The sequence below is a fragment of the Streptomyces sp. CA-278952 genome (assembly GCF_028747205.1).
In the GTDB taxonomy this organism is placed as follows: domain Bacteria; phylum Actinomycetota; class Actinomycetes; order Streptomycetales; family Streptomycetaceae; genus Streptomyces.
On record NZ_CP112880.1, the window covers coordinates 7394934 to 7408255 of the forward strand.

Genomic DNA, 13322 nt, shown 5'->3' on the forward strand with positions numbered 1-13322 from the left:
AAGCTTCTATAGATCGTCAAGCTGCAGGAGAAGGTCCGATCGCGCTGCGGGAACCGCTGGTGAGATGGCGGTAGTCCTCTCGCGCGACGAAGCACTTGAGGGACCTGAAGATGTCCTTCGTCTTGAGTCCTTCGAGGGCGCGTCGTGCGACGTAGTCGCGGGTGCGAATGTCGTGCCGCATGCGGACCAGCACGATTGTGTGCAGCGCTCGGTTGGCCTGGCGGTCTCCGCCGCGGTTGAGCCGGTGGCGGTCTGTGCGCCCGGACTACGCCCAGAGACCGGGACTGTGTGGCTTTTGGCTGGTCAGCCGTCTGTGGCGGGGATCCCTCGCGACACGAACCGGGAGCCGGATTCGCTGGATCCGACGACGCCACCGTGTGCCGCGTGGTTCGTCGGTGGTCGTCGGTGGTCGTCGGTGGGGCGCCAGGTCGCGGGTGGCTCGCGGCTATGCTGACCGTTGTCTTAGCGGAGGTTGGTGGACACGAACAAGGATAATCCCGACCGCCAGGTCCGGCTGAGCTTCTTCGGTGGGTGAGTCGCCTGCGCTGCACCGTAGTTGGCGAACGAGGCCGCACCGACTCGACGCCACGGGACTGCGCTCCGGGAACCGGACCAGTGAGGCTTAGGAGCGGTTGTACCTGGAAACGACTACTCCCGAGCGATCGCCGCTTCGGCGGTCGGCCGACACCGGGAGAGGTCTTACGTGGACGCGCCCTTATATCTGCGGCCCAGGGTGGAGCCGCCGCTCGCCGCGCTGCTGACCGACCGGCACTTCCTGCACTCGCTCGTCGATGCGCTGGGTTCGCCGCTCAACGTGCTGCTCCCCGAGGCCGTGGCCGAGAACGCCACCCGCTTCCGTGCCGTCTACGGCCGTCACCATCTCACCGGACGCGTGTACTTCGCCCACAAGGCGAATCGTTCCAGCGCCCTGCTGCGGCGACTGGCGGCGGAGGACCCGGCCGCCGTCGGTGTCGACGTCGCATCCGTGGCGGAGCTGAGGCACGCACTGGGTTGCGGATTCACCGGCGACCGCATCATGGCCACCGGTCCCAAGGACGCCGCGTTCCTCTGGCTGGCGGCCCGCGTCGGAGCGACCGTCAACCTGGACTCACCCGGGGAACTGGAACGGCTCTCCGGCCTGGTGCGCGCGCACGGGCTCGGCCGGGTCGCCGTACTGGTGCGGCTGTCGGGGTTCGAGTACGCCTCCGGCCGCGAGGGAGCGGGCACCCGTCTGCTCTCCCGGCGCAGCCGTTTCGGCACTCCGGTACGGGACACCGAGGCGCTGCTGTCGGCGCTCGAACGCAACGCGGAGACAGTGGAGTTCGTCGGCGCCGCCTACCACCTCGACACCACCGGCATCGAGGAGAAGGCGCGGGCGCTGGAACAGTGCGTGCTGTTCATGGACGCATGCCGGGCACGGGGACTCGCGCCGCGCGCTCTCGACATCGGGGGTGGATTCGGCGTCGGCTACGTCGCCGAGGCGGAGGAATGGGAGCGGTGGACCACCGCGCTGACCGAGGCGGTGCTCGGTGTCCGCCCGCCGTTGACCTGGCGCGGTCACGGATACGGGCTGCGCAACGAGGGCGGCACGGTGCGCGGTGCCGCCGCGCTGTACCCCGCGCACCGCCCCACCGCAGGCCCCGGCTACCTCGACGAGCTGCTCTCCCTGCCCGCGCCGGTGCTGGGCCGCCCGACCGCCACCCTCCTGCTGGAGCACCTCCACGACCTGTACATCGAACCGGGGCGCTCTCTCGTCGACCAGTGCGGACTGTCGCTCGCGCGCGTGCTGGACGTACGCCCCGTGGACACGGACTCCGGGCACCACCTGGTGCACCTCGCCATGAACGCGGGCGACATGAGCCTGGAGGAGCACGGAGTGCTGGTGGACCCCGTCCTGCTGCCACGGGGTGAAGCCGCAGCCGGTGACGGGGAGCCGGCCGGTGTCTACCTCACGGGCAACCTCTGTCTGGAGGGTGACCTCATCACTCGCCGCCTGGTCCACCTGCCCCGGCTGCCGCGGGCCGGGGACCTGCTGGCTTTCGTCAACACCGCCGGCTACGCCATGGACTTCCACGCCCACCGCGCGCAGCGGCAGCCGGTCGCGCGGACGGTCGCGGTGGAGCGGCGGGGCGCATCCTGGAGCTGGTGTCCGGACGAGGACTACTGGCCGATCACACCCGTGGGGGAGCAGTCGGATGAGGTATGACAGCATCACCGAGGCCATGGGCAACACGCCTCTGGTGCGCATCGATCCCGCCGTGCACGGACTGCGCAACATCGACCTCTTCGCCAAACTGGAGATGCTCAACCCGTTCGGGTCTGTCAAGGACCGGCCCGCGTGGCACATGGCCCGACCCCACCTGGAGGCTGCCACCGGCGGTGACAGGACGGTCGTGGAGCTTTCCAGCGGCAACACCGCCAAGGCGCTGGCCCTCCTGGCCGGTATGCACGGCGTGAGGTTCAAGAGCGTCACCAACCGCATGCGCGTACCCGAGATCAAGGAACTCCTGCTGCTCATCGGCGCCGAGATCGAGGAACTTCCCGGACGCAGCGAGTGCCTCGATCCGACCGACACGGACGACCCGCTGACGCAGTTCCACCGGGCGCTCTCCGACCCGGGGAGTACGTACCTGCACACCGACCAGTACTTCAACCCCCGCAACGTCGAGGCGCACGCGGAGGGCACCGGCCCCGAGATCGTGAAGGATCTGGACGGCCGGGTGCCGGACTGGTTCATCGCCTGCGTGGGGACGGCCGGTTCGTCGACCGGTGTCGCCAGGGTGCTGCGCGAGCACGACCCGCGCGTGCGGGTCCTCGGCCTGGTCGCCCACAAATCGGACTTCATACCGGGTATCCGCACCATCGACGAGGTCCACCAGGTCGGCCTGTTCGACCCGGCGACGTACGACACCATCGAGTCGGTCACCTCGGACGAGGCCATCGACGGAATGATCACCCTGATCCGCCGCTGCGGACTGCTGAGCGGACCGACCGGCGGCGCCGCCTACCAAGGGGCGGTTCGGCAACTGCGGTACGCCGACGAGGAGCTGGACGGGACGGGGCAGCGCCGTACGGCGGTGTTCATCGTGTGCGACCGGGCCGAGAGCTATCTCAGTTATGTGCGTCAGCGGCGCCCGGACCTCCTGGGCCGAACGAGCCGTGGGCGGTCCGCGGTGGCCGTCACCGACGCCGAGGCCCGTGCGGAGGCTCGCGTCATCGAGGTGGACGACGCCCGGCGCTGGTCCGCAGAGGGCGATCCTCGTCCACTCGTCGTCGACCTGCGCAGCCCGCACGCCTACGCCGCTCTGCACATCGAGGGCTCGTTCAACATCGTCGACGAGGTGTTCGAGGACCTGCTCCGTGGCGGGCTCCCCTTCAGCAAGCGCACTCCCGTACTGCTCGCCTGTCCCGTCGGCGAGAAGTCACTGCGTTACGCTGCCGCGCTGTCCCGGATGGGCCATCCGGACGTCCGCAGTCTGGCCGGCGGGATCGTCGCCTGGCGGGACGCGGGTGCACCGCTGGTGCGCGAATGAGCCCGGCCGGTTCCCTCTCTTCCCCCGAGCCCGAGAGCCCGCTCTGGCAGCGGGAAGCGAGGGAACAGTTCCCCATCGTCACCGCGCACCCGGAGCTGGCCTACCTCGACAGTGCTGCCACGTCCCAGAAGCCACGTGCGGTGTTGGAGGCTGTTCAGACCTACCTCACGACGTCGAACGCCAACGCCGGCCGCGGCGCCTACCCCTGGGCCAACCGGACGACGGAACTGGTGGAGTCGACCCGGGAACGCGTCAAGGAGTTCCTCCACGACCCCGAACCGGGCCGCTCCGGCGTCCACTTCACCAGTGGCACCACCGAGGGCCTGCGCACCGTCGCCCGCGACTGGCTCGTGCCGTACCTCACCGACGGGGACGACATACTCGTGCCGTACGCCGACCACCGGGCCAATCTGGACCCCTGGCTCGAGGCCCGTCGGCTGCTGGCCGAGCGCGGCGTCCAGGTCCGCGTGCAGGCGCTGCCGTACCAAGCGGGCTCCGGAGACTACGACCATCTGGCCCTGCACCGGGCTGTGGGCCCGCGTACCCGCTTCGTGGCAGCCACCCACGTCCACCACGTCTACGGCGGCGACATGAACGTGCACCGTATCCGTGAAGCGGTCGGCCCGGACGTGGCCATCTGCCTGGACGCGGCGCAGAGCGTCGGCCACCTGCCCGTCCACCTCGACGACCCGTCCCTCGACGTGGACTTCGTGGTCTTCTCGGGGCACAAGGCGATGGCCCTGCCCGGCTCAGGGGTGATCTGGGCGCGCAATGCGCGAGGGCCGGCGTTCCGGCCGGAGGGCTGGCAGGGCACGCCCAACACGGCCGGCATCGTCTCGCTGCGGGCCGCTCTCGACTGGCTCGACACGATCGGACCGGAGCGCGTCGCGCACTGGACGTCCATGCTCACCACCCGGTTGACGGACCGGCTCGGGCTCCTGGGTCCGTACGAGGTCGTCGGCTGTCAGGCGAGCCTGTCCGCCGACTCGGCCCTGCCCGCCGAGCAGCGCCGCCGCGGCATCGTCACCTTCCGGCACCGCGATATCCCCTCCGACGATCTCGGGTTCATTCTCTTCAGCCACGGCTTCATGGTGCGGGCCGACAACCTGTGCCAGGCCGGCTCCGACGGCCGGGACGCTTCGGTGCGCGTGAGCCTGCACGTGTACAACACGGTGGAGGAGATCGACCGGCTGCTGACCGTCCTCGCGTCGTTGGCGTAAATGGCAATTGATAATCGTTATCATCTGTAGGTCCGTCGGCGCCCCCGCACGGACGAGAGACAGACGAGGTGACGCGAGCTATGGGTGTGAGCATGGCGACGGCCAGGACCTGGGTCGAGCGCTGGGAACGCCAGCAGGAGCGGTACGCGGTGGACCGCGAGGAGCGGTTCACCGTGATCGCCGATGTCGTCGAACACATCGTCGTCGGCCGCGCCGACCCCCTGCTGCTGGACCTCGGGTGCGGCCCCGGCTCCCTGGCCGCCAGGCTCGCCGACCGCTTCCCGCACGCCGAGATCGTGGCCGCCGACATGGACCCGGTGCTGCTGGAACTGGGACGCACCCACCATGCCGACGCCGCCCGCTACGTCGACACCGTCATCGGAGAGGACGGCTGGACCGAGGCCCTCCAGTTGGACCGCCCCGTGGACGCCGCCGTCTCGACGACCGCCCTGCATTACCTGACCGACCCGGTGCTGCTGCGCACCTACCGTGCCCTCGCGTCCCTGCTGCGCCCCGGCGGCGTCCTGGTCAACGGGGACCACTTCCCGCCGGATACGGCGGCCTGCTCCGAGCTCACCGCGCATGTGGGCCGTCGCAGGTCCGAGCGTACGGGCGGCCACGCGTGCGAGGACTGGCGGTCCTGGTGGGACGCTGCGGCGCGGGAACCCGAACTGACCGACCTGCTCGATGAACGTCGACGGCGCCACGGTCTCCACGCCGGCAGCGGCGGCGACGAGCAGGTCACGGCGGGCCGACACGCCGCACTGCTGCGTCGGGCCGGCTTCGCCCACGTCGCGCCGGTCTGGCAGTTCGGGGACAGCGCCGTACTGGTGGCGGTCATGGGAGGCACGGGCGGGCTTTCCGCTTCCGCCGGAACCTGAGGTCAGTGAGCGGATCTCTCGAGGCCCTTGCGGAAGACGGGAGTTGTCGCGGTTCCTACAGGGCCGGACTCATCAGGATCTCGTCGCGCGCGACGCCCTGGGCGTGCCGCATCATCGCGGCGCCGACGCCCGCGCCACGGAAGCGCACGTGTGTCTGGACGTCGTTCAACACACCGCAGTGCGCCGCGAGGGGATGTGCCCCGCGGCGCAGCAGCAGCCAGCCCGCGAGTGCGCCGTCCACCGTCACCACGAGGAGTCTGCTGTGGTCGGGGGAGAGTTCACGGGTGATCCTCTCGACCGCCGGGCGGAGCACCGTTCCACGGGGTCGGCGTCGACCGCCGCGCTGAAGCCGCGGGTGCGACAGACGAGATGGGGCGGCGTCGTGCGGCTGACTCGATGAGCTTATTGAATATGGAAGTCATTATCTACTACTGTCTGGCTGTGCCGCATCGGCGGTCGCGGAGGTGACTGCGGAGGAGGGGCTCTCATGACGTTGTCGGGCCAGGTGCCAGGAGCCGGCAGAGTCGGCGCGGAGCGGGGTCGGTGCGTCGGGGCCGGGCAATGCGTGCTCGCCGCACCGGCCGTCTTCGACCAGGACGAGCACGACGGGCTGGTGGTCGTCCTCGCCGAGGTGCCGGCGGCGTCCCAGTCGGACGCTGTGCACGAAGCGGTGTGGGCCTGCCCGTCCGGGGCTCTCACCTTCCGGTAGCCCGAAGCCGGGCCCGCAGCGCCGAGGGCGTTGCGGCCCGGCTGTGCGTGCGTCCGTTCCGCCATGACCCCCGCCCGGGCGGGGGTGGCACTTCACGTGCCGGCGATGTCTTCCCGGTGCTCGGTTCAGCTCAGCAGAACGTCAAGGAGAAGCATGTCCAGACAGATCGATCGCCGCGCCTTCCTCCGCCGCGGTGCGGCCGGTGCCGCGGCTCTCGCGGTGGGACCCGGCCTGCTGGCTGCGTGCTCCACCGATGAGCCCGGCGCGAACCCGAAGTCGGGATCGGGCTCCTCGCCCCGCTCGGGCGGCACCTTCCGGGCCGCTTTCGTCGGAGGCGGTGCCTCCGAGACGCTCGACTTCTTCAACGGCCCTTCCGCACTGGACCTGGTGCGCGCCCGCGCCTGGCACGGCACCCTGGGGAACCTGGACCCCAGTGGGCCCGACGGGGTGCGCTACGGCGTGCTCAAGGGCATCGACATCTCCGACGACCTGTCGACGTACACGCTGCACGTGCGACCCGGTATCCGCTTCACCGACGGCTCCGAGCTCACCTCCGCCGACATCCTGCACTCGCTCAGCGCCCTCGCGGCCAAGAGCAAACTGCCCGTGTACCGGCTCGCCGCCGCCAACTTCGACCTCGCCCGCGCCAAGGCCGAGGGGGGCCTGAAGGTCGTTCTGCCCACCCTGCGGCCCATCGCCGACGGCCGCATGATCCTGTGCCAGGGCAACTTCCTCGTCGTCAAGGACGGCACCAGGAAATTCGCCCAGGACATGCCCAGTTGCGGCCCCTTCCGGCTGACGGAGTTCACCGCCGGTCAGGGGTCGGCGTTCGAGCGCTACGACGACCACTACGGCCACGTTCCCCACCTGGACGGCCTGGAACTGCGGTCGATAGCGGACTCGACCGCCAGGGCGGGCGCGCTCACCAGCGGTGAGATCGACTTCGCCCACGACCTCTCACCCGTCACCGCGCGCACGCTCGCGGACAACGCGAAGGTCGATCTGGCCCCCACGAAGAGCCCCTACCTGGTCGGTCTGTCCTTCCAGATGAACATGAGCGTCAAGCCCTTCGACGATCCCCGGGTCAGGGAGGCGTTCAAGCTCGCGGTCGACCGGAAGGCCATGGTCAGGACGGTCTTCTACGGCAACGCGGAGGTCGGCAACGACCTGCCCTCCATCGGTTTCCCCGACTACGCCCAAGGCGTACCCCAGCGCGCCCACGATCCCGAGCGGGCCCGTGAGCTGCTCAAGAAGGCCGGCGCCGACGGGATGAAGGTGACGCTGACCACCGGTCCCGAGACGCCGGGCATGGTGGAAATGGCCGCCCTCTTCGTCGAGAACCTGAAGAAGGCCGGCGTGCGGGCGTCGGTCCGCGAACTGCCCGCCGGACAGCTCTACGCCGACTTCCCCGCCTATGCGGCACTGCCGTTGGCCGCTGCGTACCAGATGCCCATTCCGGCGCTGTCGACCTACCAGATGAGCACGGCGGGCGGATCGCCGTCGGCGTTCGGCTGGAAGGAGTCGGAGACCGACGTCCTCGTGGCGAAGGCCCGCGCCGAACGCGACCCGGCCCGGGCGAAGGAACTCGGCACGCAGGCGCAGCGTACGCGCTGGACGCAGGGCAATCAGGTGCTGCCGGTCTTCAAGCCGAACCTCAACGCCCAGGCCAAGGGCGTCGAAGGAGTACGGGACGACCTCTTCGAGCAGTTCCCCGGATTCTCCCGGGCGTCCCTGGCGTGAGGCTGCCCGTCTTCGCCTTCCGTCGCCTGGCGGGGGCCGCCGTCCTCCTGGTGCTGCTGTCGGCCGTGGTCTTCGCGGCCACGACGGTCCTGCCGGGTGACGCCGTCAGCGGGGTGGCGGGCGTGGACGCCTCAGCGGCGCAACGCGCCGAGGTGCGTGCCGAACTCGGCCTGGACCGGCCCGTCACCGAGAGATACGCGGACTGGGTGGCCGGGGCGGTCCGAGGCGACCTGGGGCGCGGCTTCGTGGGGGAGCGGTCGGTCGCCGATGTCATCGCGGCCCGTCTGCCCAACAGTCTCCTCCTCGCCGCACTGACGCTCGCGGTCACCGCGCCGCTCGCCGTACTGCTCGGTCTGTGGACCGGGTTGCGCGGGGGCGTCGCCGACCGGGTGGTTTCCACGTCCGCCCAGATCCTGGCCGCCGTACCCGAGTTCGTCATCGCCGCGCTGCTCGTCGCGGTACTGGCGGTATGGCTGGAGGCACTCCCGCGCGTCTCGGTCATCCCCCTGGGAGGTACGCCGCTCGACGTCCCGCACGCGCTGGTCCTGCCCGTGCTGACGCTCAGCGCGGTCGGTCTCGCGGTGGCCACCCGGCTGTTGCGGGTCTCCGTGGCGGACACCGCGGCCACGCCGCACTGCGAGGCTGCCCGGCTCAACGGTATTCGCGGCGTGCGGCTGGCGGTGCGTCACATCCTGCCCAACGCCGCGGGACCGGCCGTACAGGCGCTCACCCTCACCACGGGGGCGCTGGTCGGCTCGGCGGTGGTGGTGGAGAACGTCTTCGACTACCCGGGCATCGGCCGGGAGCTGCAACTGGCCGTGGCGGCGCGGGACGTGCCGATGGTGCAGGGCATCGCCACCGCGCTGATCGCGGTCATGCTCGCGGTGCTCCTGCTGGGCGACCTCTGCACGCGTCTGCTGGGAGCACGGGAAGGGCACGGACGATGACGACGGTCCTGACACCGCCGAGGAGGCGGGCCCGTCCGGCGCGTAGGGGCACGCCCCGGTACCGGCGGCCGCCGCTGCTCACCTGTGCGGGCACGCTGGCCCTGCTCCTGCTCGCCCTGCTGGGGCCGCTGGTCGCGCCGTACAGTCCCACCGCCCAGCTCGCCGCGCCCTTCCAGCCGCCGGACGGCCGGTTCCTCCTCGGCACCGACGTGCTGGGCCGGGACGTGGTGAGCCGGGTGCTCGGCGGAGGCCGGTCCATCGTGCTGACGGCGCTGGCCGGGACGGCTGCGGCCGGAGCCATCGGGATGGCCGTCGGTGTCCTGGCGGCCATGGTGTCCCGTCGGCTCGGCGATTTGCTGGTCCGCTGCGTGGACGCCCTCGCTGTCGTCCCCGCCCTCCTGGTCGTCCTGGTCCTGGCCGCCGGGTTCCCCGGCAGCGACGCGGCCCTCGTGGCGGCCGTCACCCTGGCCACCGCCCCCTTCTCCACCAGGATCCTGCGCGCTGCGGGGGACACGGTGCTGAGCAGCGGGTACGTCGAGGCGGCGCTGGCCCGCGGCGACACCCGGCCGGCCGTGCTCCGCCAGGACGTGCTGCCCAACATCGCCGGACCGGCCCTCATGGACACAGCGCTGCGCCTGGTCGCGTCCCTGCACCTCACCGCCACCGCCGGCTTCCTCGGGCTCGGTCAGGGGGGAGCGGCTCCCGACTGGGGGCGCATGGTGAGCGAGAACGTCCCCGGGGCGACGCTGGCCGCCACGCCGTTCCTCGCACCGGCCCTGCTGCTCGTAGGGCTGTCCGTGTGTGTCGGGCTGCTGGCAGGACGGCTGGCGGAAGCGGTCGGACGGGGGATCGAGTGAACGGGAACGGGACAAGGGCACGTCGGGTGCGGGAGGGTCTGCTCGCCGAGATCAGCGGGCTGACGGTCGGTCCGGTGTCCGGCGGTCCGCCTGTCCTGCACGACGCCTGCCTGTCGGTTGCGCCAGGGCAGGTGCTGGGGGTCGTGGGAAGGTCGGGATCCGGCAAGAGCAGCTTGGCCCACAGCCTGCTCGGACACGTCCGGCCCGGCCTGGAGGTGCGGTCCGGAACCGTCCAGGTGGCCGGCCTCGACCCTTTCGCCACCGCGGACGCCGGTCGGCTGCGGGGACGCGTGGTGTCGTTCCTGGGACAGGACCCGGCATCGTCGCTCAACCCCGCGCTGCGGATCGGCACGCAGATCGCGGAGGCGGTACGTCTGCGCTCGACCGTGAAGCGTGCGAACGACGTCCGTGCGCGGGTCGAGGAACTGCTGCTGTCCGTGCGGCTGCCGGCCGACCGGGCGTTTCGGCGACGGATGCCGCGGCAGCTGTCGGGAGGGCAGGCCCAACGCGTCGGTCTCGCACTGGCGCTGGCGGGTACGCCCCGTCTGCTGGTTCTCGACGAGCCCACCAGCGGTCTGGACACGGTCCTGGCCGACGCGATGCGCGGCCTGCTGGCCGAGGTCCTCTCCGACGGTGACCGCGCCGCGTTGCTGGTCAGCCACGACCCGGCGTGGATCGCGTCCGTGGCGGACGAGGTGATCCGCCTGGAGGGAGGGCGAATCGTCACGGCGGGACCGGTGAAGAGACCGGTGCCTGTTCTCCCGCCGACGAGATCCCGCACCGGCGGTCCCGGTCCGCAGCGGCCGCATGAAGTCACCACCGCCGGAGGACTGCACGTGCGAGGGCTGAGTGCCGCCCACGGCGGCGTTGCCGTGCTGCACGACGTCTCCCTCACCGTCCAGGCGGGCTCCTGCACCGCCGTCGTCGGCCCCTCGGGTTCGGGCAAGACCACCCTCGCCCGCTGCCTCGCAGGGCTCCACCGGCCCGCACGAGGCAGTGCCGAGTGGGGGGCGGCGGGTGCGGAGCGAGGACGCGGCGCTGCGGTGCAACTCGTCGCACAGGACGCCCGCGGCTCCCTCAACCCCCGGGAATCCGTGAGGTCCGCGCTCCTACGCCCTCTCAGGGGAATCGGGCGCCGGCCCACCGAGGACGCGCTCGAAGAGGCCGTACGGTTGCTCGGTCTGGTCGGTCTGGACGATGGCGTACTGACACGCAGACCGGGCGAGCTGTCGGGCGGCCAGCGCCAACGCGTCGCTCTGGCGCGGACGCTGGCGGCTCAGCCACGCGCTCTCGTCTGCGACGAGATCACCTCGGCGCTGGACCCGGACACGGCGAGCGGAATCCTTGATCTGCTGGACTCGCTGCGGTCGACGACGGGGCTGACGGTCGTGATGGTGACGCACGACCTGACGGCCGTCGCCCGCCGTGCGGAGCGGGTCGTCGTCCTGGACGCGGGGAGGGTGGTCGAGGACGGCCCCGTCGAACGGGTGCTCGTAGCCCCGGAGCATCCCCGCACGAGGGAGCTGCTCGCCCACGCCGGCGATCCCCTCCTTGCCGTACCGGAGTAGCGGGACGTGGGGGATCTCTCAGGCGTGGCAGGAGGAGCGCCTCGTCCACCGGGCGCTCCTCCCGGCCACGCCTTACGCCTAGGGCAAGCGCCGTGTCAGTGCCGCCTTGTCCACCTTTCCGACCGCGGTGAGCGGGAGGGCGGGAACCTGTACCACCTCGTCCGGCGCCTTGTGCCCCGCCAGCCCGCGCTCCTTGAGATGGGCGGCGACCTCCCGTGCGCCGGGAGCCGAGCCTTCGCAGACGACGAAGGCGACGGACCTCTCACCCCACCGCTCGTCCGGCACACCGACCAGGGCCGCCGCCGTGATCGCCGGATGCGTCAGCAACTCCTCCTCCACCTCCACCGCGGCGATCTTCTCGCCGCCCCGGTTGATCTGGTCCTTGATCCGCCCCACCACCACGAGATGTCCGGTGGGCAGGCGCCGTACCACGTCCCCGGTCCGGTAGTACCCGTCCGGCGTGAACGCTGTCCGGTCGTACTCCTCGGCACGGTAGTAGCCACGCAGCGTGTACGGGCCGCGGGTGAGGAGTTCGCCCGCCGTCCCGTCCGGCGCGGGCCTGCCGTCGGTGTCCGCCACGAGAATCTCGTCGTCCGGCGAGACGGGCCGGCCCTGGGTGGCACACACCAGGTCCTCGGGGTCGTCAAGGCGCGTCAGGTTGATCAGGCCCTCCGCCATGCCGAAGACCTGTTGCACGGTCGCCCCGAGCGCCGGTCCCAGTTTGCGGGCGTGATCCTCCGGCAGCCGCGCCCCGCCGACCTGCACCACCGCGAGACTGCCCAGGTCCCAGGACCCGGACGCGGCCTCTTCCATCCAGTGGGGGACCAGCGGCGGGGTCAGGGAGGTCAGGGTCACCCCCTCCCGTTCGACGAGGGCGAACGCCGTCTGCGGGCTGGGGTCCGGCGCGACGACGACGGTCCCCCCGGCCATCAGGGTGCCCAGCACACCGGGGCAGGCGAAGGTGAAGTTGAACCCGATCGGCAGGACCGCCAGGTACACGGTCCGTGCGTGGAGCGCGCAGACGTCGGCGCAGGCGCGGGCGTTGTAGGCGTAGTCGTCGTGCGTGCGCGGGATGAGCTTGGGGAGCCCTGTGGTGCCGCCGGACAGCAGCAGGAGGGCGATATCGGAGGAGGCGGCTCCACCGTCGTCGAGGCCGGGACCGGAGGAGGCCGGCGGGGCCGCGCGGAGCGCCTCGAAGGAGAGGAATCGATCGTCGGGTCCCGGATCGCCGACCACGACGACGTGCCGCAGCGAGCCGTCCGATCCCTGCTCCGCCCGCACCTCGCGCATCAGTTCCCGGTGGTCGAACCTGGCGTGCCGGTCGGGCACCACACAGGCCACGGCACCCGCCACGCGCACCAGATGACCGATCTCCCGGCGCCGGTGGCCGGGCATGGCGTGCACCGGTACCGCACCGAGCCGCTGCAAGGCGAACCAGAGGAGTACGAACTCGGCGCGGTTCGGGAGCTGGACCACCACGCGGTCGCCCCGTCCGATGCCCAGGCCGGACAGTCCGCGGGCGATGAGGTCAGCCTCGGCGTCCACCTGGGCGTAGGTCCAGCGGCGGTCGCCGTCGACGAGCGCGACGCGCCCTCCGTGCCGGGCCGCCCACTGGCGCAACCGGGCCCCGAAGGTGACGCCCTCCCAGTGGCCGACGGCTCTGTACCGCGCCTTCTCGGCCTCGGGCCAGGTCCGTTGTGTCTCGCTCATGGGGCTCTGCCTCTCATCGCCGAGCCTCGTGGCTCTGGCGCCGGGTCTCGTTATGTGATTACGATGTGAACTATAGAAATGATAATCATTTCAATCTAGGGCTCGGCCCCCTGCGTGACGAACCTCCCGCCGCCTGCCGCCCTCGACACGACCCGCA

11 protein-coding genes and 1 pseudogene are annotated in these 13322 nt (G+C 71.2%); 9 read left to right on the forward strand and 3 right to left on the reverse strand.

Going from position 1 to position 13322, the window contains the following annotated elements; genetic code table 11:
- Positions 1 to 16: 16 nt before the first annotated feature.
- Positions 17 to 265 (reverse strand): annotated as a pseudogene (locus N7925_RS32475) (transposase); the annotation flags it as partial.
- Positions 266 to 703: 438 nt separating this feature from the next.
- Here N7925_RS32475 and N7925_RS32480 point away from each other — a divergent pair.
- The 4 genes from N7925_RS32480 (at position 704) to N7925_RS32495 (ending at position 5634) form a co-directional block, all read left to right on the forward strand.
- Positions 704 to 2206 carry a Y4yA family PLP-dependent enzyme gene (locus N7925_RS32480; RefSeq protein ID WP_274345973.1) on the forward strand — a complete coding sequence of 501 codons (1503 nt, stop codon included), beginning with the start codon at positions 704 to 706 and terminating at the stop codon, positions 2204 to 2206.
- The gene (locus N7925_RS32485) at positions 2196 to 3533 is read left to right on the forward strand and encodes a pyridoxal-phosphate dependent enzyme (protein WP_265603091.1); all 1338 of its coding nucleotides are present in this window, start codon (positions 2196 to 2198) and stop codon (positions 3531 to 3533) included. The genes N7925_RS32480 and N7925_RS32485 overlap by 11 nt, the downstream gene beginning before the upstream one ends.
- Positions 3530 to 4753: an aminotransferase class V-fold PLP-dependent enzyme gene (locus N7925_RS32490; RefSeq protein ID WP_274345974.1), complete on the forward strand. Its 1224-nt coding sequence runs from the start codon at positions 3530 to 3532 to the stop codon at positions 4751 to 4753. The genes N7925_RS32485 and N7925_RS32490 overlap by 4 nt, the downstream gene beginning before the upstream one ends.
- A gap of 80 nt (positions 4754 to 4833) precedes the next feature.
- The gene (locus N7925_RS32495; protein ID WP_265603093.1) at positions 4834 to 5634 is read left to right on the forward strand and encodes a class I SAM-dependent methyltransferase; all 801 of its coding nucleotides are present in this window, start codon (positions 4834 to 4836) and stop codon (positions 5632 to 5634) included.
- Positions 5635 to 5689: 55 nt separating this feature from the next.
- Here N7925_RS32495 and N7925_RS32500 read toward each other — a convergent pair whose 3' ends face one another.
- Positions 5690 to 5947: a GNAT family N-acetyltransferase gene (locus N7925_RS32500; RefSeq protein WP_331618182.1), complete on the reverse strand. Its 258-nt coding sequence runs from the start codon at positions 5945 to 5947 to the stop codon at positions 5690 to 5692.
- Between the two features lie 174 nt (positions 5948 to 6121).
- Between N7925_RS32500 and N7925_RS32505 the strand changes: the two genes are divergently transcribed.
- The 5 genes from N7925_RS32505 (at position 6122) to N7925_RS32525 (ending at position 11455) form a co-directional block, all read left to right on the forward strand.
- Complete coding sequence (locus tag N7925_RS32505) at positions 6122 to 6343, forward strand: ferredoxin (protein ID WP_265603094.1); 222 nt, start codon at positions 6122 to 6124, stop codon at positions 6341 to 6343.
- Positions 6344 to 6496: 153 nt separating this feature from the next.
- Complete coding sequence (locus tag N7925_RS32510) at positions 6497 to 8083, forward strand: ABC transporter substrate-binding protein (RefSeq protein ID WP_274345975.1); 1587 nt, start codon at positions 6497 to 6499, stop codon at positions 8081 to 8083.
- Entirely contained in the window at positions 8080 to 9030 is a 951-nt protein-coding gene (locus tag N7925_RS32515) for an ABC transporter permease (RefSeq protein ID WP_274345976.1), read from the forward strand. Before N7925_RS32510 ends, N7925_RS32515 begins: the two co-directional genes overlap by 4 nt.
- Positions 9027 to 9887, forward strand: coding sequence for an ABC transporter permease (locus tag N7925_RS32520; protein ID WP_265603097.1), 861 nt, complete (start codon positions 9027 to 9029; stop codon positions 9885 to 9887). The genes N7925_RS32515 and N7925_RS32520 overlap by 4 nt, the downstream gene beginning before the upstream one ends.
- The gene (locus N7925_RS32525; RefSeq protein WP_443032299.1) at positions 9884 to 11455 is read left to right on the forward strand and encodes an ABC transporter ATP-binding protein; all 1572 of its coding nucleotides are present in this window, start codon (positions 9884 to 9886) and stop codon (positions 11453 to 11455) included. The genes N7925_RS32520 and N7925_RS32525 overlap by 4 nt, the downstream gene beginning before the upstream one ends.
- 78 nt (positions 11456 to 11533) lie before the next feature.
- Here N7925_RS32525 and N7925_RS32530 read toward each other — a convergent pair whose 3' ends face one another.
- Entirely contained in the window at positions 11534 to 13165 is a 1632-nt protein-coding gene (locus tag N7925_RS32530; protein ID WP_274345978.1) for a (2,3-dihydroxybenzoyl)adenylate synthase, read from the reverse strand.
- Positions 13166 to 13322: the final 157 nt, after the last annotated feature.

Bases quoted from the DNA above. Each gene is read 5' to 3' on its own strand.
- N7925_RS32485 (WP_265603091.1), top strand. From the start codon at position 2,196: ATGAGGTATGACAGCATCACCGAGGCCATGGGCAACACGCCTCTGGTG.
- N7925_RS32490 (WP_274345974.1), top strand. From the start codon at position 3,530: ATGAGCCCGGCCGGTTCCCTCTCTTCCCCCGAGCCCGAGAGCCCGCTC.
- N7925_RS32495 (WP_265603093.1), top strand. From the start codon at position 4,834: ATGGGTGTGAGCATGGCGACGGCCAGGACCTGGGTCGAGCGCTGGGAA.
- N7925_RS32505 (WP_265603094.1), top strand. From the start codon at position 6,122: ATGACGTTGTCGGGCCAGGTGCCAGGAGCCGGCAGAGTCGGCGCGGAG.
- N7925_RS32510 (WP_274345975.1), top strand. From the start codon at position 6,497: ATGTCCAGACAGATCGATCGCCGCGCCTTCCTCCGCCGCGGTGCGGCC.
- N7925_RS32520 (WP_265603097.1), top strand. From the start codon at position 9,027: ATGACGACGGTCCTGACACCGCCGAGGAGGCGGGCCCGTCCGGCGCGT.
- N7925_RS32530 (WP_274345978.1), bottom strand. From the start codon at position 13,165: ATGAGCGAGACACAACGGACCTGGCCCGAGGCCGAGAAGGCGCGGTAC.